The organism is Streptosporangium sp. NPDC006930 (assembly GCF_040635605.1).
GTDB lineage: Bacteria > Actinomycetota > Actinomycetes > Streptosporangiales > Streptosporangiaceae > Streptosporangium.
In genome coordinates this window covers 177,306-202,610 of sequence record NZ_JBEYID010000008.1, presented here as the reverse complement: position 1 = coordinate 202,610, position 25,305 = coordinate 177,306, and the positions used below count along the sequence as shown (strand labels likewise).

Sequence of the window (25,305 nt, the reverse complement as noted above, 5' to 3'; positions counted from 1 at the left end):
CCGGGCACAGCCCGAGACGCGCGGACAGCCGGTCCAGGTCTTCGCTGTTTACTCTTAGCCAACAATTCCACACGCAATGCAAATGTTAAATGCTCACTCAGATTGGAGGTTATGCACAACCACTTTTCTTTGCTTAAATGATGCTAGACAAACGCCGAAAGGAAATGCGATCATGCGATCATGCGATCAGATTCCTTGCCGAAGACCTCCTCCGCAAACAAGGAAATTATGTTCCTCCTCCTAGGGCCGTTCGAAGTCACTCTGCACGGACAATCTATAGTTTTGCCCTCCGGGAAAAGGCGAACGCTTCTGGCATCGCTTCTACTAGACGCCAACAAGGTCGTTCCCGCCGAAGAGCTCATCGCCCGCCTCTGGGACGACGACCTGCCACGGGAGCCGCGTGGCGCCCTACATACGTGCGTAACTCGCCTCCGTCAGACTTTATGCAGTTTCGGAAAGGGAACGTCACCTGCAATCCGAACGGCATCGTCCGGTTATGCGATAGAGATCGACCAGGAGAGTCTCGATCTGATCCGCTTCCGCCGCTTGGTGACCGGGGCTCGCGACGCGGGCCGAGCCGGGGACTTCGGCGCCGAGGTCACCGGCCTAGCCGAGGCACTCACCTTGTGGCGCGGTCCGATTCTCTCCAACCTGCAGGCCGATCCCATAATCCGAGACTCCGCACCGAAACTCACCGACGAACTCCTTTGGACGTTTGAACGGCACAATGACCTCTGTCTCGGCTTAGGCTGGATCGATAGCAATCTCATCACCAGCCTTAGTTCATTGACCACCAAGCATCCTTTCAGAGAACGACTGTGGTGGCAGCTTATGCTTGCGCTTTTCCGTTCGGGGCGGCAGGTTGAGGCACTGGCGGCATACACTTCTATCAGCCATCGCCTCCGTGAGGAGATGGGAATTGATCCGAGCCAACAACTCCAGCGACTCCATATGGAGATCCTGCATGGCGACCCGGTTTATCCGCTGCAGGAACTGGCTGGAACGAGCAGGCCTAACCTGACGGCCATGACTTTCTTCTGAAGTCAAGGAGACATGCGATGCCGCCACCGGCAAGCCCACAAATGGTTCGGCATCACCCCGCCTCAGCAGATCATCGAGCTCGCCACCCCCTTGTGACCTCGGACTCGCGCTCGAACTCCTAGAGACATGCCCACTCGGCGTGTCTCCGTATGTTTTCCCATTTCAGATGCCAGTTTCGAGCTCTAGCCGCTCCGAATTACGCGGAACGCAGGCCCATGAACCAGGACTCATCCAGAACGCTCACGGCCAGGCTGCCCGAGCGGGCAGCGGCGTCCAGATGGGCGATGACGAAACGGCGGATGGCGGCTCTATGGCCGCCGCCCTCCTTCAGGTGGCGCGGTGGTGGATGGGGGGTGGGGGCAAAGGTGTTGAATTACCGGGTGAAAAACATCGCGCCCACAGGGGCCCAACACACCATCTCGGACGGCGGTTTCCAGGCCGTCGTCACCGAGCTCGGAGCAGGGCTACGGAGTCTCACCCTGGACGACCGCCCGCTCGTCATCGATTTTCCCGAGGACGAGCCCCCGCTCGGCGGGGCGGGGCTGCCGCTGCTTCCCTGGCCGAACAGGGTCGAGGACGGCCGCTACACGTTCGACGGCGAGGAGCGGCAGCTCGCGCTGAGCGAGCCCAAGACCGGCAACGCGATCCACGGCTTCTCCCGGTCGTTCCCCTGGACGGTCCTCTTCCACGACGACAACTCGATCCGGCTGGGGATGCGGCTGTTCCCCCAGCTCGGCTACCCGCACGTCCTTGACCTCTCCGTCCGGTACGCGCTGAGTGCGGCCGGCCTGGAGGTCGAGGTGAGCGTGGAGAACGTCGGCGCCACCGACGCGCCGTACGGCTTCGGAGCCCATCCCTACCTGTCCCTCGGCACCCTCTGCGCCCTCGACGACGCCCTCCTGGAGCTCCCCGCAGCCCAGTGGATCGCGGTGAACGATCGGAAGATCCCCACCGGCCGCCACGACGTCGAGGGCACCGAGTACGACTTCCGGGTCCCCCGCCCGATCGGCGGGACGGAGCTCGACACCGCGTTCACCGGCCTGGAGCGCGGCGCCGACGGCCGGGTGCGGGTCACGCTGGCGGCCCCCGACGGGACCGGGGTCGAGCTGTGGGCGGGCGAGGGGATCGAGTGGCTCCAGCTCTACACCGGTGACACCCTGCCGGAGGGCCACCGCCGTCTGGGGCTCGCGGTGGAGCCGATGACCTGCCCGCCGAACGCCTTCCGCAGCGGTGAGGACGTCATCAGGCTCGCCCCCGGCGACCGCGCCGTCCACCACTGGGGGATCGGCCCGATCTGACCGGCGTCCCGGCCCGCTCCTGAGGGTTCGGGTCGTACGAGCGGAACCGGGTCAGACGGCTCGCGGCCACCGTGCCGTGGGCGTTGACCAGGTCGGTAGCAAAAGTCTCATACGCGCATCTTCGCCCTGACGTCGGTGCCGACCCCATGGGGGTGGTGCCACACTTGCGGAAGCATGTCGCCTAGGAGGTTTTTGTGAGGTTCCGCCCGTACGCCTGGATGCCCCGCCCACTCACGTGGCTGGCGCGGGTGCTCACCGTTCTTCTGGTGCTCGGGCTGCTGCTCGCCGGAGCGGGCGTATGGAGCGTGCGAGCGTCCTTCCCACAGCTCGAAGGCGAGCTCAAGGTGGACGGCTTGAAGGGGAAAGTCACCGTATATCGCGATAAGACGGGCATCCCGCACATATACGCAGACTCCCCAGAGGACCTCTTTCTCTCCCAGGGCTACGTCCACGCCCAGGACCGCTTCTTCGAGATGGACTTCCGCCGCCACGTCACCGCGGGACGGCTCTCGGAGATGTTCGGCTCGGCGACGCTGACCGAGGACAGGGTCATCAGGACCATGGGCTGGCGGAAGGTGGCCGAGAAGGAACTCCCCCTGCTCGACGAGCGGACCCGGCGCTACCTGAACGCCTACGCGGGCGGGGTGAACGCCTGGATGAAGCGGAACGACGGCTTCGCCGACAGGAGCCTGGAGTACGTGCTGCTGCGGGCGACCAGCCCGGACTACCGGCCGGAGCCGTGGACCCCGGCCGACTCGCTCGCCTGGCTCAAGGCGATGGCCTGGGACCTGCGCTCCAACATGACCGACGAGATCGGCCGGGCGCTCGCGGCGAGCAGGCTGCCGCGCGGCCGGGTGGAGCAGCTCTGGCCCGACTACCCGTACGAGACCAACCAGCCGATCGTCACCCGGGGCTCGGTCGGCGAGCGCGGGTTCCGCCAGGACGAGGAGCCGAAGAGCGCCGAGCCCGAGCCGTCAGGGGTGGCGCCCGCCACCGGGGCGCTGACCCGGGCGGCCGAGGCCATCCGCGCGGTGCCGAGCCTGATGGGCGACCCGGCGGGCGGCAGGGGCATCGGCTCGAACTCCTGGGTGGTCGGCGGCGAGCACACCGAGTCGGGCAAACCAATCCTCGCCAACGACCCCCACCTGGGGCCGGGCATGCCCTCGGTCTGGTACCAGGCCGGGCTGCACTGCCGCGTCAAGAGCCCCGAGTGCCCGTTCGACGTCACCGGATTCACCTTCTCCGGCGTGCCCGGCGTGGTCATCGGCCGCAACGACAAGATCGCATGGGGCTTCACCAACCTCGGCCCGGACGTCGCCGACCTCTACCTGGAGCGGATCAAGGATGATTCGTACCTGCTCATGGGCGAGTGGAAGCCGATGACCACCAGGACCGAGACGATCAAGGTGGCCGGGGGCGACGACGTACGGCTCACGGTGCGCGACACCATGCACGGGCCGATCATCTCCGACGTCCTGGAGAGCGCGAAGGACACGCTGCCCGGCATGGACGCGGTCTTCGAGGAGAAGGGCGACGCGGTCGCGCTCAAGTGGACCGCCCTGGAGCCCGGCAGGACCGCCGACGCGATCTTCGCGCTGAACACCGCGCAGGACTGGCAGGAGTTCAGGGCGGCGGCGAGCAGATTCGAGGTGCCCGCGCAGAACCTGATCTACGCCGACACCGAGGGCAACATCGGCTACCAGGCCCCCGGACGGATCCCGGTGCGGACCCGCGGCGACGGCACCTGGCCGGTGCCCGGCTGGACCGGCGAGTACGCCTGGCAGTCGACGATCCCCTTCAACAAGCTGCCCAGCCTCTACAACCCGCCGGAGGGCTACATCGTGACCGCCAACAACGCGGTCATCGACCCCGACCGCTACCCGTACAACCTCACCAAGGACTGGGCGTACGGATACCGCTCCCAGCGCATCCTTCAGCGCCTCCGCGAGGCGCTGAAGGACGGCGGCAAGGTGGACGTGGCGGCGATGAGCGCGTTGCAGCAGGACAGCGACAACGGCTTCGCCCGCTTCCTGGTGCCCAAGCTGCTCGACGTCGAGATGGCCGGGCCCGCCAAGGACGCCCGCGAGCTGCTGCGCGGGTGGGACCAGGCGCAGGGCACGGAGTCCGCTCCCGCGATGTACTTCAACGCCGTCTGGCGGCACCTGCTCATCGAGACCTTCAACGACGATCTTCCCGAGGGCGCCTGGCCCCAGGGCGGCGACCGCTGGTTCGAGGTCGTACGGGTCATGCTCGACAAGCCGGACGAGGCGTTCTGGAACGACACGACCACCCCGCGCGCCGAGACCCGCGACGACATGCTGCGACGGGCGATGGCGAGGGCGTACGACGAGCTGAACGGCCTGCTCGGCCCGGACGTCAAGGACTGGCGCTGGGGCGACCTGCACTCCCTGGAGCTCGTCCACCAGACCTTCGGCACCTCGGGGATCGGCCCGATCGAGTGGCTGTTCAACCGGGGTCCGTTCCCGGTGGCGGGCGGCGACGACGCCGTCAACGCGGCGGGGTGGGACGTACGGGACGGTTACGCGGTGAGCTGGCTGCCGTCCATGCGGATGGTGGTGGACCTGGCGAACCCGGACAAGTCCCGATGGATCAACCTGACCGGTGCCTCCGGCCACGCGTTCCACGACAACTACTGGGACCAGGCGCCACTGTGGGCGCGCGGCGAGACCACCCCCATGCTGGCCGGTCAGGACGCCGTCAAGAAGGCGGCCATCCACACCCTGACGCTCAGCCCCTGACCGAGCAACCCCTGAGAGGCGGGGACGCACCCTCCGGCACCTCCTGACGGCCGCGGGCCGCTTCCGGGCCGCGGGGTGAGCCCCCGCGGCCCGGATCCCCGTTTCTCCCGCCTCCCCGAACCGCTGTCAGGGCGTCAGGACGCGGGACTCACCGACGGCGAGGTCCCACAGGTCGGCGCGGTCCCGCCCGGCCTGTGCCCAGGCCACCCTCGCCTCCTCCACCGGCGCGAGGAGCGACTCCCCCGACAGGACGAACGTGCCCCAGTGCATGGTCGCCATCCGGCGCGCCCCCACGTCCTGGCACGCCCGCACGGCCTGTTCGGGATCGACGTGCGCCGCCTGCATGAACCAGCGGGGTTCGAACGCCCCCACCGGCATCAGGGCCAGGTCGATGCCGTCCGGGTAGCGGGCCCCGATCTGCGCGAAGCGCTCACCGTACGCGCTGTCCCCGGCGAAGTAGATCGTCTGGTCGTCGGAGGCGATCACCCAGCCGCCCCAGAGGGTCTTGCAGGTGTCCCAGATCGACCGGCGGCTCCAGTGGTGGGCGGGGACGAAGTCGAAGCGGACATCACCCACCCGGGTGCTCTCCCACCAGTCGAGCTCGGTGACGTCACGGAACCCGCGCCGGGTGAACCAGGACCTGAGCCCGGCCGGTACGAGGACGGGCGTGCTGCGCGGCAACCGCCGCACCGTCCACGCGTCCAGGTGGTCGTAGTGGTTGTGGCTGATCACCACGGCGTCGATCCTGGGCAGGTCCGCCCACGCGACGCCGGGCGGGGTGAGCCGGGGCCGGTGAATACCGACGATCTTCCTCGCCCAGACCGGATCCGTGAGAATGGTGAGCCCGCCGATCTGCACCACGTACGTCGCGTGCCCCACCCACGTCACGACCGCCTCGGTCCCCGTCGGCCGTGGGAGCCCGTTCCTGTGGACCGGGATGCGGTCCGCGTCCCCGACATCGGGCCGGAGCGTGCCGTGCCAGGCGACCGCCAGCAACTCCTGGAACGTCGGGATCGGCGAGGTCAGCCGGTCCCTGAAGCCACCCGGCCACGACCGCCTCGGCAGGGGCTCCGGCCGCCTCGGCGGCGCGGGCCGTACCGGAGGCGCGGGTCGTCCGGATGTCCCGGACTGTACGGGGAACTCCGTTCCCGTCGAGGTTCCCGTCGAGAAGGCCATCGAGGGAGCGGAGAGCATGGAGGAACGGGATGCCGCCTCGGCCATGGCCGTACGCGGTCCTGAGGGGCGATCCCGCACCGCCCGGCCGGCGGTGCGGCCCAGTTTCCTGAGGGCGCGCGCCGGTCGCGCGGCGAAGCGGGCCGACCATCCGGGACGCCGCGGGGGCTCCGCGACGAGGCCGTCGATTTCCACGGACAGGTGGGAGGCGGTTTCTGGGTGGGACGTCTGCGACATGGGCGGCCCCCTTCGGTCATCGACAGCTCACCCCTTGTAGATCCCCCCACAGCGGGATTCATTCCTTTTGTGGGGATCTGGTGTTGAGCCACCAGGGCGACCTTCGGGCGTAGTTGCCGTCCTCCAGGTTCGCCAGCCGCTCGAAAAGGTTCCACGAGGCCTGGTTTCCGCAGATCATCATGGAGACGACCACCGCGACGACGTAGAGCGGGAGCATCGGCAGGCCCACGCAGCACATGTACTGGGAGGCGTGCCGGTCCTCATGCTTGAGCAGGGAACCGGTGAGGAAGCCCTCCGGGTGCTTGGTCAGCACCACGTTCCCCACGGTGAACGCCGAGGCGATCGGGAACCCGAAGCGGTAGCCGTACGCCAGGAGCAGCCCGTCGGGCCCCGCCGTCACCCGGGCGCGGCCGACGCGTGCCAGGAACAGCCCCAGCGGTGTGGACAGGTTGATGTAGTTGAGGGTCCGCCGTACTCGATGTAACCGCCGCATACCCGGATTGTCCGCCATCAGGGCGGCGAGCGACAGACGCCCCGGGACTCTGGGCGGGGGCGCGTCAGGGAGCGGGCGTGCCCGGTGGTGCGGGTGGGGTCTGGGAGCCGGGAGGGGGCGGGAAACCGGGCGGAGGCTGGGAATCCGACGGTATCGGCGAGGATTCGGGACCCGAACGGTAACCGTCCGGGGTGGGCGGCCACGTCCCGCCCAGGATGGCCGACGGCGAAAGCATGATCCCCACCGTGACCGCCGCGAGTCCTCCGTAGAGGTAAAGGTAACCGGACAGGTCGTTGGCGATGACCAGGTCGCCCTCCGGCCGTCCGGAGATCCAGATGATGGTGATCAGCGCCCAGCCCGCCACGAACGCCACGGCCGCGGACTTGCCGTGCGTCATCCGGCCCGCCCCGTAGGGGATCGCGAACAGCAGGGCGAGGCAGACGATGGCGGAGACCGGGACGGGCCTGATGTACCAGGAGTGCTGGAACCCCCCCAGAACGCCCAGCAGCAGTCCGAGCACGAAGAGCACGGCGTTCGTCGCCACGGCGACAACCGTCTCCGAGGGCGCGCGCACAGCCGGGACCTGCTCCATCACAAGCATCGAGGCTAGTGGATCCCGGCGAAGAGATCGTCCTCACGGTCGTACGGCTCGCCGAGCCCGCCCATTTCGATCGGCGCTCCCAGGCCCGCGGGACCCCGTACGCCGGAGCGGAGGATGAAGTGCTCGACGCCGAGGAGTTCCTGGCCGACGTCGTTGGACAGGGCGAACCAGGGCGGGCTCACGCTGATCTGGGTGGCGTGCGCCCGCAACGCCTCGGTCTTCCTGCCGATGTGGGCGCGGGCGTCGATCTCGGTGGTGACGTCCCCGTCCGCGCAACCGAACGGCAGGTCGTCGACCGGCTCGACGAGAAAGGGGGTGCCGCTCTCGCGCATCGCCTCCTCGCTCCTGTACAGCACGGATCTGGGGACGGCGGTGTGGTAGAACTTCGCGACCCGCCACGGCTCGTCTCCGCCAGGCGCTTCTCCGGACACGGAAGCGCCCCCCGAACGGGTCACGGAACCGGAGAACCCGGGGTCGGCGGCCAGCTCGACGGCCCGCCAGGCGACACGGTGGGCCTGGATGTGGTCGGGGTGGCCGTAGAAGCCGTTCTCGTCGTAGGTGACGAGCACCTGGGGCCGCACCTCGCGGATGATCCTCGCGAGCTCGCCCGCCGCCTCGTCCAGGTCGGCCCGCCAGAAGGCGTTCTCCCTGTGGTTGGAGGCGGCGCCCATCATGCCCGAGTCCCTCCAGCGGCCGGGGCCGCCCAGGAAGCGGTGGTCGGTGACGCCGAGCGCCGCGCAGGCCGCGGCGAGTTCTCCGACGCGATGCCCGCCCAGGGTGTCGTCGCGGTCGGCGGTCAGGTGGGCCAGCTCCGGGGGAATGACCTCGCCCTCCTCTCCCAGCGTGCAGGTCACCAGCGTGACGTGCGCCCCCTCGGCGGCGTACCTGGCCATGGTGGCTCCGCTGCCGATCGTCTCGTCGTCCGGGTGGGCGTGTACGAGCATGAGGCGCCGATCAGTCATGCGTCCGAGGGTATCGATGCCGGGCATCGCCCAGAACCTCCGAATTCCCTTCCCGCCGATCCTCGGAAAACTAAGCACTCGATGCGGAACTGGCAAGATGGCTCGTTTAACGACATCCCCACGGATAAATCCGGGGGATTTCCCAGCTCAGACTGCACCTGATCCACCGTCCCGGAAGGAGGCGATCTGATGTCTGACGTCGTCGGCACTGGCACGGTCGCGTTCAGCCGTGGCGAGGATCGTCCTCGCGGCGTTGAGGTCACGGTCCGCGGTGTATCCGCAGGCCGCGCACTCGAAAGTCCGTACACCCAATCCGAGGCGGAGATTGGCTCTCTCACCGCACTCGGAGCAGGTCATCGTGGTGTAGGCGGGCGGCACCAGCACCACCTTCCGGCCCGCCCGCGTGCCACTTTTCGATCAACTGTCGTTTGCACGCGCCGATCGCGGCGTCCGCGGCCTTGCGGGCCATGGACGTGCCGGCCAGGAACTTCGGCTTGAAGTCCTCGATGGCGATCAGCGTGTGGCGATCGACGATGCTCTTGGCCCAGACGCGGGCATCGTGGGTGTTTTGCCGGGCTGCCTTTTTCGCGATCCGGGCTGCCTGCCGTTTCGCGGTCAGGTAGCCCTTCGACGCCGGGCGGCCTTTGGGCCGACGGCGGCGGGCCATCTTGCGCTGGGCTTTGGCCAGTTCGGCGGCGCAGCGCTTGCGGTGGCCGAGGTGCGGCAGGTCGAAAGCCGGGTCGGTGGTGGTGGCGGTGGCCTTCACGCCCCAGTCGACACCGATCCCCGGCAGGTCCGCATCCGAAGGTTCGACCTGGTCGCGGCGGACCACGAAGGACGCGTACCAGTGGCCGAGGTTGTCTTGGTAGACGCGGACGCTGGTCGGTTCGGACGGCAGGTCGCGCGACCACAGGACCGGGACGGCCACATTGCCGGGCAGGCACAGCCGATCGTTCTTGATCGAGAAACCCCGGGTGGTGTACTCCAGGCTCAACAGCGCGTCCTTCTTGCGTTTTTTCTTCGGACGGCCACGACCCTTGACCTTGAACGAGGCGTCCAGGGCAGCACAGTAGGTACGCAGCGTCTGCTGCTGAGCCACTTGCGAGCCGGCCCGCAGCCAAGACAGCCGGGAGCGGGCCTCGGTCAGCATCTTCGACAGTTTGCCGAACGTCGGCTTGCGGCCCGACTTTTGCTGATGTGCGGCCTCGTTCCACAGCCACCGGCAGCGCGACCACTCTTCGAGCAGTGCGGCCTGCGCCTGGCGGCCGGGCCGCAGGCGGTAGGTGTAACGCACTGTCTCGATCACGCCGATCACTATACAGGCCCTAGCTGTATAGTCGAAAGCGTGGACGAGATCCGATCGAACAACAACGTCGTGTACCGCTGCACCTACCACGTCGTCTGGTGTCCGAAGTATCGCCGGGACGTCATCAAGGGTGACGTCGACACCCGGCTCAAAGAGATCATCCGCGAGGTGTGCGTCGAACGCGACGCCCCCATAGCCGAACTGGAAACCATGCCCGACCATGTGCGCCTGCTGGTCACCTGCGACCCGCAGTACGGCATCCACCGGCTGGTCAAGCAGATCAAGGGCCGATCCTCACGCCTGCTGCGCACCGAGTTTCCGCACCTCAAGTCCCGGATGCCGACCCTGTGGACCAACAGTTACTTCGTCGCCACCGTCGGCGGCGCGACACTGGAGATCGTGAAGAGGTATGTCGAGAACCAGCGCAACGTCTGACCAGACGTTGCGCTTCCTCCCCACGGCTAAAGCCGGGGGTTTCCACGGAAGGATCCTGATGAGTGAGAGCTTCCCTCGCCTGCACGCCAGAACCCGTCGATTCACCCTCGGGGTGCCGCGCGGCTTCACGATCGCCCCGGGCGGTGACCGCGTCGTCTTCCTTCGGACCAAAAGCGGCTTCGACCCGGTGACCTGCCTGTGGGAGTACGACGTCCTCAGCGGCACGGAACGGCTCATCGCCGACCCTCGCGCGCTGGCGGCCGACGAGGAGGACCTGCCGCCCGAGGAGCGGGCGCGCCGCGAGCGGAGCAGGGAGCAGGCCGGGGGCATCGTCGGATACAGCACCGACTCCGCGGTGACCGTCGCCGCGTTCGCTCTCTCCGGGGGCCTCTACGTCGTCGATCTGAAGACCAGGCACGTACGGCGGCTGACGACCTCCGGACCGGTGATCGACCCCCGGATGTCCCCCACCGGCGTCCATGTCGGCTACGTGACCGGCGGCGCGTTCCACATCCAGGACCTGGAGGACGAGGTCGACCACGCGCTGGCCCGTCCCGAGTCTCCCGACGTGACGTACGGCCTCGCCGAGTTCATCGCCGCCGAGGAGATGGACCGCATGCGGGGCTACTGGTGGTCGCCGTCCGGCGACGCGATCCTGGTCGAGCGGGCCGACGAGTCGCCGGTGCAGCACTGGCACATCGCCGACCCGGCCAACCCGGCCCGCCCCGCCACCGAGCAGCGCTACCCCGCCGCCGGTACGCCCAACGCCGGGGTCGAGCTCTTCGTCCTCACTCTCAACGGGGCCCGCGTCCCGGTGCCCTTCGACGACGAATACCTCGTCAACGCCGGCTGGGACGCCCACGGCCTCTCGATCGTCACCATGACGCGCGACCAGCGGACCATGCGGCTGTTCGACGTCGACCCCGCCACCGGCACCTCCACGCTCGTACGCGAGGACACCGACCCCGCCTGGGTCGACATCGTCACCGGCGTTCCCGGCCACCTGTCCGACGGCAGCCTCGTCTGGGCCGCCACCGGCGAGGGCGGCCACCGCCTGATCGTCGGCGACTCCCCCGTCACGCCGCCCACCCTCCAGGTCCGCCAGATCCTCGACATCGACGGCGAGACCGTGCTCTTCCGCGCGAGCGGCGAGCCCACCGAGATCGCCGTCTGGGCCTACCGGCGGGGCCAGATCACCCTGGTCAGCCCGACCGAGGGCGGCGTCTACAGCGGCCACACCGCGGGCGGCACCCTGGTGATCACCGGCCAGACCCTCGGCAGTGAGGGCTCGGTCACCCGCGTCCTGCACAACGGCACGCCCCGCGGCCACATCACCTCCCACGCCGAACGTCCCACCCTGGACCTGCGGGTCTCCCTGATCAAGGCGGGCGAGCGCGACCTGGCCACCGCCGTACTCCTGCCCGCCGGGCACGTGCCGGGCTCGGCGAGGCTGCCGGTCCTGATGGACCCGTACGGCGGACCGCACGCCCAGCGCGTGCTGGCCGCGAGCGGAGCGCACCTGACCAGCCAGTGGTTCGCCGACCAGGGCTTCGCGGTGGTCGTCGCCGACGGCCGCGGCACCCCGGGGCGCGGCCCCGAGTTCGAGCGGGCCGTCCTGCACGATCTGGCCACCCCGATCCTGGACGACCAGATCGACGCCCTGCACGGCGCCGCCGCACGGTTCCCCGACGACCTGGACCTGTCGCGGGTCGGCATCCGGGGCTGGTCGTTCGGCGGTTATCTGGCCGCCCTCGCCGTGCTCCGCCGCCCGGACGTGTTCCACGCGGCCGTCGCCGGCGCCCCGGTGACCGACTGGCGCCTGTACGACACCTGCTACACCGAGCGCTACCTCGGCCACCCGGACGAGGGCCACTACGACTCCTCGTCGCTGTTCGCCGACGCCGAGAAGCTGGACCGTCCCCTGCTGCTGATCCACGGCCTCGCCGACGACAACGTGGTCGCCGCGCACACCCTGCGCCTGTCCTCCGCCCTGCTGGCCGCGGGCCGCCCGCACAACGTGCTGCCGCTGTCGGGGGTGACCCACATGACCCCGCAGGAGACCGTGGCGGAGAACCTGCTGCTCCTCCAGGTCGACTTCCTGAAAAAATCCTTGTCCTGACCCGCCCTGAGCTGTCCCGAGCCGGCGGTGAGCCGCCGGCCACCGTCTTCACCGGCTGCGCCCCCTCTTCCGCCTCGGGGCGTGGTCGGCGGTGGCCGCGTCGGTCGTTCTGACAGCTCCAGGGTCTCAGCGGTTCTGGCCGGGCGGATAGGGGGCGGTGTAGCCCTGCTGAGGGTTGTACGCCTGCGGCGCGGTGTAGCCCTGCTGGAAGTCGTGCCCCTGCGGCACGGCGTGGCCCTGCGGCGGATAGGACTGCGGAACCATCGGCTGCTGGAGAACCTGCGGGGCGCGAGCGGTCCGGCGCTCGGCGGCTCCGCAGGCGGCGCCGGCGACCATCAGCCCGATCGCCCCCAGCGCGAAGACCTGAGCCCGTTGCATGTTCTCGGGGTCCCCCTCGTTCATGGCCAACAAGAAGGCTACGAACAGCACCATGCAACCAAAGCTGAGATAGAGGATGCGGCCTATACCCATGGGGCGAGAGTGTAGCCTCCCGGACCGACGGACCTTTTTGCCCCGGAAGAGGCTGTCCGTGGGGGGCGGCGGTTCACCGGGGACGGAACACCCCGGCGCGGGCCGCCGCCAGGGCCGCTGCGGCGGCACGGTCGGCGACCTGCTCGTCCACCGGCTCACCGGTGACGAACAACCGGTAGTACAACGGCGCGACGGCGGTGCGGATCAGGTCGGCCGCGTCGATGTCCCCGGGCAGCTCACCGCGCTCGACCGCCCGGGTGACGAGGAGCGCCGACTGCTCATGGCGGGCGGCGAAGAACGCGCGCAGTGCCCTCGCGACGACGGGATCGCGTGCGGAGGCCCTGACGAACGCGGTCGACACCGGCCCCATCTCGGGGTCGGCGAAGCCGTCCAGCACCAGGCGGGTGAGCTCGCGTAGATCCCCCTCGATCGTGCCGGTGTCGGGAACCGGCCACGGTTCGGCCACGGCCAGGTCGAGCGCATCGGCGGCGAGCCCCTCCACACTGCCCCAGCGCCGGTAGACCGTGGTCTTGTGCACCCCGGCGCGCAGGGCGACGCCCTCCACGGTCATCCGGTCGTATCCCTTCTCCGCCAGCTCGGCGAGGGTGGCCTCGCGCACGGCCTCGCGTACCCGCGCGGTGCGCCCACCGGGCCGTACGGTCCCGCTTCGCGTCACGATCACCTCCGGTTGCGAGTGCTACGACTCATCAGGCATACTCCAACTTAATACAACTCAGTAGCGTTAAGCCAAACCCAAGGAGCGCAGCAGACGTGGACCTCTCACCCGGCATCGCGATGACCCGTCCACATCCCGTTCCGGAGGCCCGTCCTGTCAACTCAACTCACCCTTCGCGGGGTTTCCAAGACGTACGGCGAACGACCGCTTCTTGACGACGTCTCCTTCACCGTCAGGCCGGGCGAGCGCGCCGGGATCGTCGGGGAGAACGGCTCGGGCAAGTCGACCCTGCTGCGATTGATCTCCGGAGCCGAGGCCCCGGACGACGGCGAGATCACCGTCTCCGCCGACGGCGGGATCGGCCACCTCGGCCAGAGCCTCGACCTACCCGCCGACCAGACCGTCCAGCATGCCGTCGACGCCGCGCTCGCGGAGTTGCGCGCCATGGAGCGGCGGATGCGGGCGCTGGAGGACGACCTCACCGAGGACCGGCTCGCCGAGTACGGTGACCTGCTGAGCGCGTACGAGGCGCGTGGCGGCTACGAGGCGGACGCCCGCGTGGACAAGACCCTGCACGGCCTCGGGCTCGGGCACGTCGCGCGCGACCGCCCGCTGGGCACCCTGTCCGGCGGCGAGCAGGCCCGGCTCGGCCTGGCCTGCCTGCTCGCCGCCTCCCCCGAGGTCCTCCTGCTCGACGAGCCGACCAACCACCTCGACGCCCCCTCGACGACCTGGCTGGAAGAGCGGCTGCGCACCCACCGGGGCACGGTGGTCGCCGTCTCCCACGACCGCCTCTTCCTCGACCGGGTGGCCACCGCGATCCTGGAGGTCGAAGGCGGAGGAGTCACCAGGTTCGGAAACGGCTACACCGGGTTCCTGGCCGAGCAGGCGGCGGCCCGGCGGCGATGGGAGCAGGCCTACGCCGACTGGCGCGAGGAGATCAGGCGGGTGGAGACCTTCGCGGCGACCACGGCGTACCGTGTCGCGCCCGGCCGCCCCATGAAGGACCGCAACAAGCCGGCCTACGACCGCGACGCGGGCCGGGTGCAGAGCTCGATCGCCGGCCGGATCCGTCAGGCGCAGGAGCGCCTGCGCCGTCTCCTGGAGGATCGGGTGCCCAAGCCGCCGGAGCCCCTGCGGTTCCAAGGGCTCTTCCGGAGCGGCGCGGCCGAAGGCCCGGTCGCCGAGCTGGACGCCGTACGGGTGGGCGACCGGCTCGCCGTCGACTCCTTCCGCGTCGAACCGGGACAGCGGCTGCTGATCCACGGCCCCAACGGCGCAGGCAAGTCGACCTTCCTGCGCGTTCTCGCCGGTGACCTCCAACCCGACCTCGGGACCGTGCGACACCGGGGAGGAGTCGGCTACCTGCCGCAGGAGTCGCCCCCGTCCCGGCCTGAACTGACCGTCCTCGACACGTTCGCCGAGGGCCGGCCGGGCTGTCCGGACGAACACCGCACGCGGCTGCTGTCGATGGGCCTGTTCAAGCCCGGCGACCTCCAGACCCCGGCCGGGGCGCTGTCGGTCGGCCAGCAACGGCGGCTCGCCCTGGCCAGACTGCTGACCTGCGAGGCCGACCTGCTGCTGCTCGACGAGCCGACCAACCATCTCTCCCTCACCCTCGTCGAGGAGTTGGAGGAGGCCCTCGCCGCCTATCGAGGTGCCCTCGTCGTGGTCTCGCACGACCGGGCGCTGCGCGGCCGGTTCACCGGCACCGAGATCGAGATGCGCGACGGCCACCTCGTCTGACAAAGACGACCACTTCTTCGCCTGACATTCGTCTGACAAAGGAGAACCTCTCTCATGCCACACGACCTGACCGTATCGATCGAGGAGTTTCCCGTGTCCGGCCCCGACGCCGGGCCGTACGGGATCACCGTCGGCCCCGACGGCGCCCTGTGGTTCACGATGGTCCATCACGGCCGGATCGGCCGGATGACCTTCGACGGTGAACTCGGCTCCCACCAGCTCGCCCCGGCGTCGTGCGGGCCGACGGTCATCGCCACCGGCCCCGACGGCGCCCTGTGGTTCACCGAATATCAGAGCCACCGGATCGGCCGGATCACCACGACCGGGGAGATCGGCTCGTTCCCGCTGCCGACGCCGGGTGCCGGGCCGTTCGGAATCGCGGCGGGAGCCGACGGCGCCCTGTGGTTCACCGAATCCGGCGCCGGCCGGATCGGTCGGATCACCACCGACGGCCGGATCGACGAGCACGAGTTGCCGACCCCGGCATCGGAGCCGCACGGCATCGCGGCCGGACCTGACGGCACCCTGTGGGTGGCACTCGAAACCGGCGCCCTGGCCCGGCTCACCACCTCGGCTCCTCGCTGAGAGGCGCGGAGGCGGAAGCCCGCGAGCCCGCTCTCATCGGGAGGTGCCGTGCCAGCTGCTCCACAGCGCCGCGTACGAGCCTCCCGCCGCGACCAGCTCGTCGTGGGAGCCGAGCTCGCTGACGCGGCCGTCCTCCACCACCGCGACGCGGTCGGCGTCGTGGGCCGTGTAGAGGCGGTGGGCGATCGCGATGACCGTACGTCCTTCGAGGACGGCGGCGAGCGAGCGCTCCAGGTGACGGGCGGCGCGGGGGTCGATCAGCGAGGTGGCCTCGTCGAGGACGAGGGTGTGCGGATCGGCGAGGACCAACCGGGCCAGGGCGAGCTGCTGCGCCTGGGCGGCGGGGACGGCCTCGCCACCGGAGCCGACGACCGTGTCGAGCCCTTCGGGCAGGGCCTCCACCCACTCCCAGGCGTTGACGGCCTCCAGCGCCTCGCGGACCCGCGCGTCGTCGGCGTCGGGCCTGGCGATCAGCACGTTCTCGCGTACGGTGCCGCGGAAGACGTGGTGCTCCTGGGTCACCAGGGCGACGTGGCCGCGCAGGTCGTCCAGGGGGAGCTCGATGAGCGGGACACCGCCGACCGCGACCGAGCCGGTGCGGGGGCCGTGGATGCCCGCGAGCAGGCGTCCCAGCGTGGACTTGCCCGCCCCTGACGGGCCGACCATGGCGAGCCGCTCCCCCTGCCTGATCGTGAGGTCGATGCCGTGCAGCACGTCGTGGCCCTCGCGGTAGGCGTAACGGACGTCGTCGGCCCTCAGCTCGCTGCCCTCGGGAGTGGCGGCGGTGGCCTCGCGGTCGTCGGGCACCTCGGCGACGCCCAGCAGGCGGGCCATGGAGGCGCCGCCGACCTGGAGCTCGTCGATCCACATGAGCAGCCGGTCGAGCGGGTCGATGAGCTGCTGGACGTACAGGGTGGCGGCGGTGACCTGCCCCAGCGAGACCCAGCCCCGGGTGTAGAAGAGGCCGCCGATGACGAGCGTCGCCACGATCGGGATCACGTAGCCGAGCTCGACCGTGGGGAACCAGACCGTGCGCAGCCCCATCGTGTATCTCTCGGCCGCCCACGACTCGGCGATGTCGGCGTCGGTGCGGCGGTGGCGCCGCTCCTGCAGGCCCAGGGCCTCCACGGCGCGGGCGCCGTTCACCGTCTCGGCGAGGCCGTCGGTCATGTCGGCGTACGCCGCGCTCTCCCGCAGGTATCCGTCTCTGGCCCGCTTGAGATACCAGCGGGTGGAGATCCACAGGACGGGGACGGCGAGCAGCGAGGGCAACGCGAGCAGCGGCCCGACCAGCAGCAGCGCGCCGACGGTGATCACGCAGGTGACGAGCGCGATCAGTGTCTCCGGCACGGCGTGCCGCACGGTGCGCGACAGCGAGTCGACGTCGCGGGAGGTCCTGGAGATCAGGTCGCCGGATCCGGCGCGCTCGACCGTGGACAGCGGCAGGCCCAGCACCCGCCCGACGAACTCCTCGCGCAGCTCGGCGAGGACCTTCTCCCCGAGTCTGGAGGAGAAGTAGACGGCGGACCTGACCAGCACCGCCTGGGCGACCACGAAGCCGCCGATGGCGAGCGACACCCCGGTGACGTCGACCCCCGAGTCGTCGTGGACGCCCTGGACGAGGCCACCGAGCAGCCACGGCGCCGTCAGGCCCGCGACGGCCGCGAGGGCGTGCAGGAGCAGTGCCACGGTCAGGTCGCGGGGGTACTTCAGGGTGAGCCTGCGGGCGTACGCACGGACCTGCGACTGGTCGGCGACGGGCAGGATCTGCCTGCTCATCACGCTTCTCCCCGGGTGACGGCGGCGGCGTAACCGGGGTGGGCGGCGAGCAGCTCCCGGTGCGTGCCCTGGGCGCGCACGACGCCTCCTTCGACGTAGATGACGTGGTCGGTGCGGTCGAGCACCAGCGGGCTGGTCGTGCAGACCAGCGTGGTCCTGCCCGCGCGGGCCTTGGCCAGCCGGTCGGCGATGCGCGCCTCGCTGTGGGCGTCGACCGCGCTGGTGGGCTCGATGAGGATGAGCACCTCGGGGTCGAGGGTGAGCGCCCTGGCGAGCCTGAGCCGCTGCTGCTGGCCGCCGGAGAACTCCCGGCCCGCCTCGGCGACGCGCCCGCCGAGACCGCCGGGCAGCGCCTCGACGATGTCCTCGGCGCACGCGACCCGCAGCGCCCGGCCGAGCTCGGTGTCCGTGGCCCGCCCTGTGACGTCGAGCTCGTCCCTGAGCACTCCGGCGAACAGCCTCGCGTCGTTGTCGGCGACGAGGATCCGGCGGCGCACCTCGGAGATCGGCAGGGTCGCGAGCGACACGTCGCCGAAGTCGACGTCACCCTCGCCGTAGCGGCCGAGCCGGTCGGCGATGGCCTCCGCCTCTTCGGGGACGGCCGCCGCGACGGCGGTGAGCATGCCGGGGCGCACGGCGACCCCGGAGGTGACGTCGCGCAGCAGGCCGCCCTCCGAGCGGCCGGTGCCGCCCTCCACCTCCGGCCTCAGCGAGAGGATGCGCACCACCCTGCGGGCGGCGACGTGCCCCTTGGTCAGCTTGTCCGCGGCCTCGGTGAGGGTGCGTACGGGGGCGATCAGGAAGGCCGCGTAGCCGTAGAAGGCGACGAGCTGGCCGGCGCTGATCTCGCCGCGCGTCGCGAAGGTCGCGCCGAGCCAGGTCACCGCGGTGACCAGCAGTCCAGGCAGCAGGACCTGTGCCCCCTCCAGCATCGACTCCACCGAGGCCACCCGCACACCCGCCCGCCGCACCCGCTGGGACTCGGCGCCGTAGCGGTCGGCGAAGACCCGCTCGCCGCCGATGCCGCGCAGCACGCGCAGGCCGGAGACGATGTCCGCGGCGCGGGTGGAGAGGTCGCCCTGCAGGTCGCGGTGGGCGTTCTGGCGGCGGTGCAGCGGCTTGAGCAGGGGGGCGACGGCGACCGCCATGACGGGCAGGCCCGCCAGCACCATCAGGCCGAGCGGCGCCGAGCTGCTCAGCAGGATGACGGTCACGACGACGATGGCGACGACCGCGCCACCGCCCCGGATGAGGATGTCGACCGTGTTGCCGATGTGGGCGATGTCGGAGTTGCCGACGCTGACGACCTCGCCGGTGGACATGCGCTTGGGCAGGGTCGCGCCCAGCCTGGTCGCCTGTCTCGCGGTGACCTGGACGGTCCGGTAGGCGGCGGCGAGCCAGTTGTAGACGGCCATCCGGTGGCGCAGGATGCCGGCGACGGCCTGGGTGATCCCCAGGGCGAGCACCACCCCGCCCCAGGTGGTCAAGGAGGGCACGTCCTTCGCCGTGATGGCGTCGATCCCCTTGCCCATGGCGTACGGCACGAGGGCCATCGCGAGCCACCACAGGATGGCGTAGGCGATGCCGAGGAGCAGCGGGCCCATCTGCGCGCGGATCACCCACCACAGGTATCCGAAAGGGCTGCGGGCATCGGGAACGCCGGGGTCGGCGACGGGTAGGGAGCGCATCTCACAGCAAGGGTCACAAACTTCGACCTGGCCCGGCAAACCATTTTCGGCCTCCCCGGCGTGTCGCCGTCAATTGGGGTTGACAAGCGCATCACGTCAACCTAAATTGACAGACATGAGCGATACGGCACAACTGGCATCCGACGCCGGCAGCCGCGATCCGGCCGTCGGCCTGCGGGCCGTACGGGCACTGCGGACACTGGTCGACCGGCTGGAGGCACTCCAGGTGGAGAACGCACGCGAGCAGGGCTGGTCCTGGCAGGAGATCGCGCACTGTCTGGAAGTCACCCGGCAGGCGGTGCACAAGAAGTACGCGGGCGGCCGAGGTTTGCTGAGACGGGAGAGATAGCGATGTTCGAACGGTTCCATCACGAGGCCCGCCAGGCGGTCACCCTCGCACAGGAGAACGCCAGAAAACTGCGGCACGACGTCATCGGCACCGAGCACCTCCTGCTCGGCCTGCTCGCCCAGCCGGAAAGCGTCTCGGCGCGGGTGCTCGGCCGCCACGGCCTCGACCACGCCCGCGCCTACCGGTCGGTCACCCGCCTCACCCCCCAGAAGCCCGGCGACGCGCTCGACGCCGAGGCGCTGGAGTCGATCGGCATCGACCTGTCGGCCGTGAGGGAGAAGGTCGAGGCGACCTTCGGACCCGGCGCACTGGACCGCGAACCCGACATCCAGCGGCGAGGCCGCCTGTTCGGCTTCCACGTCCCCTTCAGCCGCCGGGCGAAGAAGACCCTGGAGCTGTCCCTGCGCGAGGCCGTCAACCTCAAGCACAAGCACATCGGCGACGGCCACATCCTGCTGGGCATCCTGCGCGAGGGCGGGGGGCGTGGCAGCGAGGTGCTGTCCGACGCGGGCATCGACGCCGCGACCCTGCGACGGGAGATCGTCACCGAGCTCGGCTAGCCACCGGGAGGCCCCAAGGACGCCGGCCCTGACGGGAGGGCGGAAACCACACCCGGCACGTCACCGGCTCGGGACAGTGCAGGCGGCCACGCCCGGACACCGACGACCTGGAACGGTGAAGGCGGAAACCGCACCGGTCAGGGCAACGGGAAAGCGGAAGCCGCGCCCGGTGTGGGGCGGCTCCCGCCTTCGGGAGACCTACTTGGCGGCTCGCAGGTAGTCGCGGTTCATCTGGGCGATGGTGTCCAGCGGGATGCCCTTGGGGCAGACCGCCGTGCACTCCCCGGTGTTGGTGCAGCCGCCGAAGCCCTCCGCGTCCATCTGCTCGACCATGGCCTTGGCGCGGGAGTCACGCTCGGGCTGGCCCTGCGGCAGCAGGGCGAGGTGCGTGATCTTGGCGGCGGTGAAGAGGGAGGCCGAGCCGTTCGGGCAGGCGGCGACGCAGGCGCCGCAGCCGATGCAGGTGGCCGCGTCGAACGCCGAGTCGGCGTCGTCCTTCTTCACCGGGACGCTGTGCGCGTCGGGGGCCGATCCCGCGGGGACCGAGACGAAGCCGCCCGCCTGGATGATCCGGTCGAACGCCGAACGGTCCACGACCAGGTCCTTCACCACCGGGAAGGGCGCCGCGCGCCACGGCTCGATGGTGATGACCGCGTTGTCCTCGAAGTGCCGCATGTGCAGCTGGCAGGTGGTGGTGGCCACCTGCTCGCCGTGCGCGACCCCGTTGATGACCATGCCGCACATGCCGCAGATGCCCTCGCGGCAGTCGTGGTCGAAGGCGATCGGGTCGTCGCCCTCCAGGATGAGCCGCTCGTTGAGGACGTCGAGCATCTCCAGGAAGGACATGTCCGGTGACACGTCCTCGACCCGGTAGTTGACCATACGGCCCCTGTCCTCGGGCCCCTTCTGCCGCCAGATCTTGAGAGTGAGGTTCATGCCCATGGTTCGCTCACCGTTCCTCGTTCGCCGCGCGGATCGCTCGTCCCTCGCGAGCCACTTCGCTCACTACGTCAGGCGCACTCACTTGTAGCTCCGCTGGCTCATCTTGACGTACTCGTAGTCGAGATCTTCCTTGTGCAGGATCGGGCCCTGCTCCCCGTACTCCCAGGCGGCGACGTAGGCGAAATGCTCGTCGTCGCGCAGGGCCTCGCCGTCGGCGTCCTGCGACTCGGCGCGGAAGTGGCCGCCGCAGGACTCGGTGCGGTGCAGCGCGTCGATGCACATCAGCTCGGCCAGGTCGAAGAAGTCGGCCACCCGCCCGGCCCGCTCAAGCGCCTGGTTGAGCTCCCCGGCCTCGCCGGAGACCTTCACGTTCTTCCAGAACTCCTCGCGCAGCTCGGGGATCCGCTCCAGGGCCTTGCGCAGCGACTCCTCGGTGCGCTCCATGCCGCAGTGATCCCACATGAGCCTGCCCAGCTCGCGGTGGTAGGAGTCGGCGGTGCGGTCGCCGTCGTTCGACAGCAGCCTGGCGATCTTCTCGCGCACCGCGACCTCGGCCTCCGCCACGGCCTCCTCGTCGACCTCGCCGTACGGGCCGTTCGCGAGGTAGTCGCCGATCGTGGTCGGCAGTACGAAGTAGCCGTCGGCCAGGCCCTGCATCAGCGCGGACGCGCCGAGACGGTTGGCGCCGTGGTCGGAGAAGTTGGCCTCGCCGATCACGAACAGGCCGGGGATCGTGGACTGCAGGTCGTAGTCCACCCACAGGCCGCCCATCGTGTAGTGGACGGCCGGGTAGATGCGCATCGGCTGGGCGTAGGGGTCCTCGCCGGTGATGCGCTCGTACATCTCGAAGAGGTTGCCGTACTTCTTCTCCACCGCGTCGCGGCCCAGGCGGCGGATCGCGTCGGCGAAGTCGAGGTAGACGCCCAGGCCGCCGGGGCCGACGCCGCGGCCCTCGTCGCAGACGTTCTTGGCGGCGCGGGAGGCGATGTCGCGCGGGACCAGGTTGCCGAACGCCGGGTAGATGCGCTCCAGGTAGTAGTCGCGCTCCTCCTCGGGGATCTCCGAGGCCGGACGGCTGTCGCCCCGCTCGAGCGGCACCCACACGCGGCCGTCGTTGCGCAGCGACTCCGACATCAGCGTCAGCTTCGACTGGTAGTCGCCGCTGACCGGGATGCAGGTCGGGTGGATCTGGGTGTAGCAGGGGTTGGCGAACATCGCGCCGCGCCGGTGCGCCCGCCAGATCGCCGTGGTGTTGCAGCCCTTGGCGTTGGTCGAGAGGAAGAACACGTTGCCGTACCCGCCGCTCGCCAGCACGACCGCGTCGGCCAGGTGCCGCTCGATCTCGCCGGTGACCATGTCGCGGACGATGACTCCGCGCGCCCGGCCGTCGGAGACGATCAGGTCGAGCATCTCGTGGCGGGTGTGCATCTCGACGGTTCCCGCCGCGATCTGCCGCTCCAGCGCCTGGTACGCGCCGAGCAGGAGCTGCTGGCCCGTCTGGCCGCGCGCGTAGAAGGTGCGGGAGACCTGCGCGCCGCCGAAGGAGCGGGTGTCGAGCAGGCCGCCGTACTCGCGGGCGAACGGCACGCCCTGGGCCACGGCCTGGTCGATGATGTTCACGCTGACCTGGGCGAGCCGGTAGACGTTGGACTCGCGGGCGCGGAAGTCGCCGCCCTTGACCGTGTCGTAGAACAGCCGGTAGATCGAGTCGCCGTCGCCCCGGTAGTTCTTCGCCGCGTTGATGCCGCCCTGGGCCGCGATGGAGTGCGCGCGGCGGGGTGTGTCCTGGTAGCAGAAGGACTTGACGTTGTAGCCCAGCTCGCCGAGGGTCGCGGCGGCCGAACCGCCCGCCAGCCCCGTACCCACGACGATGACGTTGAGCTTGCGCTTGTTGGCCGGGTTGACCAGCTTGGCGCCGAACTTGCGCTTCTCCCAGCGGTCCTCGATCGGGCCTTCGGGAGCCTTGGTGTCGCGGATCGGCGCACCCTCTGTGTATCCCGTGCTCATGCCCCGCTCACCGCTCCTCGCTCGTCTCGGGGAAGACCCCCTTCTCGTCCGCCGTACGGGAGATCCGTTCCCCGTACGCCGCCGTGCCCGGCTCCGATCACTTGATCACTCCGACCGCGACCGCGACCGGGACCGCGAGGAAGCCGACGACCAGCAGGGCGGACAGCCCCGTGGCGGCGGCCCTCAGCGAGCGGTAGCCTCGGCGGCTCGCCAGGCCGAGCGTCTGGAAGGCGCTCCACAGGCCGTGGCGCAGGTGCAGGCCGACCATGACGACCGCGAACACGTAGAACAGGGTCACCCACCAGCGGGACGGCGCGAAGCCTTCGACGAGGCGCTCGTACGGGGTGGAGCCGGCACCCGCCGGGTTCGCCGCGCCGAACGTCAGGTCGAGCAGGTGGTAGACCACGAACAGCACGATGACGACGCCGCCGTAGCGCATCGTGTGGACCGCGTAGCCGTTCGCCCGGGACTTGCGCCTCGCCGCGTACCTGACCGGGCGGGCCTTGCGCGCCCGCCGGGCCAGCGAGATCGCCGCCCACATGTGCAGGCCGACCGCGACGACCAGTCCGATCTCGACGACGGTCAGCAGGGTGCGGTGCGGGAGGATCGGCTCGCCCATGGTCCGCAGGAAGGCCGCGTAGGAGTTGAAGGACTCCGCGCCGAAGAAACTCTTGAGGTTTCCGGCCATGTGTCCGACAAGGAAGAGCACCATCACGGCACCCGTGACGGCCATCACGGCCTTCTTGCCGTTGGTGGAGCCCAGGAAGCCGCCTGGCCGCCTGGGTCGCGTGGACTTCGCAGGGGCGTCCGCCGGGGGTTTCACCGGCGCGGTGGCGGATCCGCGCTCAATCGTGGCAGTCACGTTCATCACGCTAGGTAGGAGGGTTTACCACCGTCCAAGTCATCGTGGATGTGGTTTCCATAGCCTGCGGCTATTATCTCTGCGCTCCTGCCGCTTCCGGAGACGCGATCGCCGCGCTGTGCGAGCAATCTCACAACTTCTTTATGGCAATCGCCCATTTTCTCCCGTGTCACCGTCGGCCCCGGATCCGAGACCGGAGGATCCGTGCGCTATAAATACCCGCACGTCCTGTATGTCCCGGCAGGCATCTGCCCCCGGCGACCCCCTACGCTTGGGAAACGTGCAGCTCCAGCAACTCGCCTACTTCGTGGCGGTCGCCGAGGCCCGCCATTTCACCCAGGCCGCCGAGAGGATGCGCGTCGCCCAGCCCTCGCTGAGCAAGCAGATCAAGGCCCTGGAGGCCGAACTCGGCGCGTCGCTGTTCAGCCGCGCCCGGGGGAACGTCACGCTCACCCCCGCCGGCGAGGCCCTGCTGCCGCTGGCCCGCAGGATGCTGGCCGACGCCGAGACCGCGAGAAGCGAGGTCGGCGAGCTGGTGGGACTGCGCCGGGGCCGGGTCCGGCTGGGCGCGACCCCCTCGCTCTGCGCCGGGCTGCTCGCCGACGCGCTGGCCAGGTTCCACCACGCCTACCCCGGCATCGAGCTGTTCGTGGAGGAGGGCGGCTCCCGCGACCTGGTCCGCACCCTCGCCCGGGGCCAGCTCGACCTGGCGCTGATCATCATGCCGCTGCACAGCGACGATCCCGCCCTCGTCACCGAGGAGATCCTGCGGGAGAACCTCGTCGTCGCCTCCCCCTCCAACGATCACGCCCGCAAGCCGTACGCGCGCATCGAGGAGTTGCGGCGGCGGCCGATGGTGATGTTCAGGCGCGGGTACGACCTGCGGGAGGCCACGCTCAGCGCCTGCAGGCAGGCCGGCTTCGAGCCCATGTTCGCGGTGGAGGGCGGCGAGATGGACGCCGTGCTGCGCTTCGTCGAGGCCGGGCTGGGCGTCGCCCTGGTCCCCTCGATGGTGCTGGACGGTCGTCCCGGGCTGGCGGGCACACCTCTGGCGCCTCCCGGACTGCGCCGCACCATAGCGATCGCGCACCGCAAGGACGTCGAGCCCACCCGGGCCGCCCAGGCCTTCCGCGCGACCCTGCTCCGCTTCCTCACCGAGGCCGCCCGCGACGGCAGCCTTCCGCAGGGGGTCGACCTGATCACCGAGAGCTGACGG

Annotated in this window: 23 protein-coding genes; 10 read left to right on the top strand and 13 right to left on the bottom strand. The window is 69.9% G+C overall.

The features are described 5' to 3' along the window. The first annotated feature begins 180 nt into the window (after positions 1 to 180). The 3 genes from ABZ664_RS16780 to ABZ664_RS16770 all read left to right on the top strand — a co-directional run bounded on the left by ABZ664_RS16780 (position 181) and on the right by ABZ664_RS16770 (position 5,098). Positions 181 to 1,041 carry an AfsR/SARP family transcriptional regulator gene (locus ABZ664_RS16780; protein ID WP_362509723.1) on the top strand — a complete coding sequence of 287 codons (861 nt, stop codon included), beginning with the start codon at positions 181 to 183 and terminating at the stop codon, positions 1,039 to 1,041. A 380-nt stretch (positions 1,042 to 1,421) separates the two neighbouring features. Further along, a complete protein-coding gene (locus ABZ664_RS16775) occupies positions 1,422 to 2,339 on the top strand; it encodes an aldose 1-epimerase family protein (protein ID WP_362509720.1) in 918 nt (305 codons plus the stop codon). A 218-nt stretch (positions 2,340 to 2,557) separates the two neighbouring features. Further along, a complete protein-coding gene (locus ABZ664_RS16770) occupies positions 2,558 to 5,098 on the top strand; it encodes a penicillin acylase family protein (protein ID WP_362510064.1) in 2,541 nt (846 codons plus the stop codon). A gap of 126 nt (positions 5,099 to 5,224) precedes the next feature. Here the strand turns inward: ABZ664_RS16770 and ABZ664_RS16765 are convergent, their stop codons facing one another. The 6 genes from ABZ664_RS16765 to ABZ664_RS16740 all read right to left on the bottom strand — a co-directional run bounded on the left by ABZ664_RS16765 (position 5,225) and on the right by ABZ664_RS16740 (position 9,870). Beyond that, positions 5,225 to 6,508, bottom strand: coding sequence for an MBL fold metallo-hydrolase (locus ABZ664_RS16765; protein ID WP_362509717.1), 1,284 nt, complete (start codon positions 6,506 to 6,508; stop codon positions 5,225 to 5,227). 58 nt (positions 6,509 to 6,566) lie between these two features. After that, a complete protein-coding gene (locus tag ABZ664_RS16760; protein ID WP_362509715.1) occupies positions 6,567 to 7,001 on the bottom strand; it encodes a hypothetical protein in 435 nt (144 codons plus the stop codon). 64 nt (positions 7,002 to 7,065) lie between these two features. Next, entirely contained in the window at positions 7,066 to 7,602 is a 537-nt protein-coding gene (locus tag ABZ664_RS16755; protein ID WP_362509712.1) for a DUF6113 family protein, read from the bottom strand. A 5-nt stretch (positions 7,603 to 7,607) separates the two neighbouring features. Then, complete coding sequence (gene mshB / locus ABZ664_RS16750; RefSeq protein ID WP_362509709.1) at positions 7,608 to 8,564, bottom strand: N-acetyl-1-D-myo-inositol-2-amino-2-deoxy-alpha-D-glucopyranoside deacetylase; 957 nt, start codon at positions 8,562 to 8,564, stop codon at positions 7,608 to 7,610. Positions 8,565 to 8,711: 147 nt separating this feature from the next. Next, a complete protein-coding gene (locus tag ABZ664_RS16745; protein WP_362510061.1) occupies positions 8,712 to 8,921 on the bottom strand; it encodes a zinc ribbon domain-containing protein in 210 nt (69 codons plus the stop codon). After that, positions 8,899 to 9,870, bottom strand: coding sequence for a transposase (locus ABZ664_RS16740; RefSeq protein WP_362509706.1), 972 nt, complete (start codon positions 9,868 to 9,870; stop codon positions 8,899 to 8,901). Before ABZ664_RS16740 ends, ABZ664_RS16745 begins: the two co-directional genes overlap by 23 nt. A 39-nt stretch (positions 9,871 to 9,909) precedes the next feature. On the opposite strand from ABZ664_RS16740, the gene tnpA reads away from it, so the two are divergent. Next, positions 9,910 to 10,305 (top strand): IS200/IS605 family transposase, encoded by a 396-nt coding sequence (tnpA, locus tag ABZ664_RS16735; protein ID WP_362509703.1) that lies wholly within the window; start codon positions 9,910 to 9,912, stop codon positions 10,303 to 10,305. A 58-nt stretch (positions 10,306 to 10,363) separates the two neighbouring features. Beyond that, the gene (locus ABZ664_RS16730; RefSeq protein ID WP_362509700.1) at positions 10,364 to 12,424 is read left to right on the top strand and encodes a prolyl oligopeptidase family serine peptidase; all 2,061 of its coding nucleotides are present in this window, start codon (positions 10,364 to 10,366) and stop codon (positions 12,422 to 12,424) included. Between the two features lie 126 nt (positions 12,425 to 12,550). Here ABZ664_RS16730 and ABZ664_RS16725 read toward each other — a convergent pair whose 3' ends face one another. Both ABZ664_RS16725 and ABZ664_RS16720 read right to left on the bottom strand, forming a co-directional pair. Continuing rightward, positions 12,551 to 12,856 (bottom strand): hypothetical protein, encoded by a 306-nt coding sequence (locus tag ABZ664_RS16725; protein ID WP_362509697.1) that lies wholly within the window; start codon positions 12,854 to 12,856, stop codon positions 12,551 to 12,553. A 112-nt stretch (positions 12,857 to 12,968) separates the two neighbouring features. Then, entirely contained in the window at positions 12,969 to 13,571 is a 603-nt protein-coding gene (locus tag ABZ664_RS16720) for a TetR/AcrR family transcriptional regulator (RefSeq protein WP_362509694.1), read from the bottom strand. 132 nt (positions 13,572 to 13,703) lie between these two features. Here ABZ664_RS16720 and abc-f point away from each other — a divergent pair, with 132 nt between their 5' ends. Together abc-f and ABZ664_RS16710 are read left to right on the top strand one after the other, a co-directional pair. Further along, on the top strand, positions 13,704 to 15,317 hold the full coding sequence (gene abc-f, locus ABZ664_RS16715; protein WP_362510058.1) for a ribosomal protection-like ABC-F family protein: 1,614 nt from the start codon (positions 13,704 to 13,706) through the stop codon (positions 15,315 to 15,317). Between the two features lie 54 nt (positions 15,318 to 15,371). Continuing rightward, positions 15,372 to 15,902 (top strand): hypothetical protein, encoded by a 531-nt coding sequence (locus tag ABZ664_RS16710; protein WP_362509691.1) that lies wholly within the window; start codon positions 15,372 to 15,374, stop codon positions 15,900 to 15,902. A gap of 33 nt (positions 15,903 to 15,935) precedes the next feature. On the opposite strand, the gene ABZ664_RS16705 is transcribed toward ABZ664_RS16710, so the two are convergent. Both ABZ664_RS16705 and ABZ664_RS16700 read right to left on the bottom strand, forming a co-directional pair. Next, on the bottom strand, positions 15,936 to 17,681 hold the full coding sequence (locus ABZ664_RS16705) for an ABC transporter ATP-binding protein (protein ID WP_362509688.1): 1,746 nt from the start codon (positions 17,679 to 17,681) through the stop codon (positions 15,936 to 15,938). Then, positions 17,681 to 19,369 (bottom strand): ABC transporter ATP-binding protein, encoded by a 1,689-nt coding sequence (locus ABZ664_RS16700; protein WP_362509686.1) that lies wholly within the window; start codon positions 19,367 to 19,369, stop codon positions 17,681 to 17,683. The genes ABZ664_RS16705 and ABZ664_RS16700 overlap by 1 nt, the downstream gene beginning before the upstream one ends. A gap of 115 nt (positions 19,370 to 19,484) precedes the next feature. Between ABZ664_RS16700 and ABZ664_RS16695 the strand changes: the two genes are divergently transcribed. After that, positions 19,485 to 19,718 (top strand): RNA polymerase subunit sigma-70, encoded by a 234-nt coding sequence (locus ABZ664_RS16695; RefSeq protein WP_329085846.1) that lies wholly within the window; start codon positions 19,485 to 19,487, stop codon positions 19,716 to 19,718. Between the two features lie 2 nt (positions 19,719 to 19,720). Further along, entirely contained in the window at positions 19,721 to 20,278 is a 558-nt protein-coding gene (locus ABZ664_RS16690) for a Clp protease N-terminal domain-containing protein (RefSeq protein ID WP_362509682.1), read from the top strand. 198 nt (positions 20,279 to 20,476) lie between these two features. On the opposite strand, the gene ABZ664_RS16685 is transcribed toward ABZ664_RS16690, so the two are convergent. From ABZ664_RS16685 to ABZ664_RS16675, 3 genes are all read right to left on the bottom strand, one after another. Next, the gene (locus tag ABZ664_RS16685) at positions 20,477 to 21,214 is read right to left on the bottom strand and encodes a succinate dehydrogenase/fumarate reductase iron-sulfur subunit (protein WP_362510055.1); all 738 of its coding nucleotides are present in this window, start codon (positions 21,212 to 21,214) and stop codon (positions 20,477 to 20,479) included. An 84-nt stretch (positions 21,215 to 21,298) separates the two neighbouring features. After that, a complete protein-coding gene (locus ABZ664_RS16680) occupies positions 21,299 to 23,227 on the bottom strand; it encodes a fumarate reductase/succinate dehydrogenase flavoprotein subunit (RefSeq protein WP_362509679.1) in 1,929 nt (642 codons plus the stop codon). 97 nt (positions 23,228 to 23,324) lie between these two features. Further along, positions 23,325 to 24,089, bottom strand: coding sequence for a succinate dehydrogenase cytochrome b subunit (locus ABZ664_RS16675; protein ID WP_362509676.1), 765 nt, complete (start codon positions 24,087 to 24,089; stop codon positions 23,325 to 23,327). A gap of 280 nt (positions 24,090 to 24,369) precedes the next feature. Between ABZ664_RS16675 and ABZ664_RS16670 the strand changes: the two genes are divergently transcribed. Further along, positions 24,370 to 25,302, top strand: coding sequence for a LysR family transcriptional regulator (locus ABZ664_RS16670; protein WP_362509673.1), 933 nt, complete (start codon positions 24,370 to 24,372; stop codon positions 25,300 to 25,302). Positions 25,303 to 25,305: the final 3 nt, after the last annotated feature.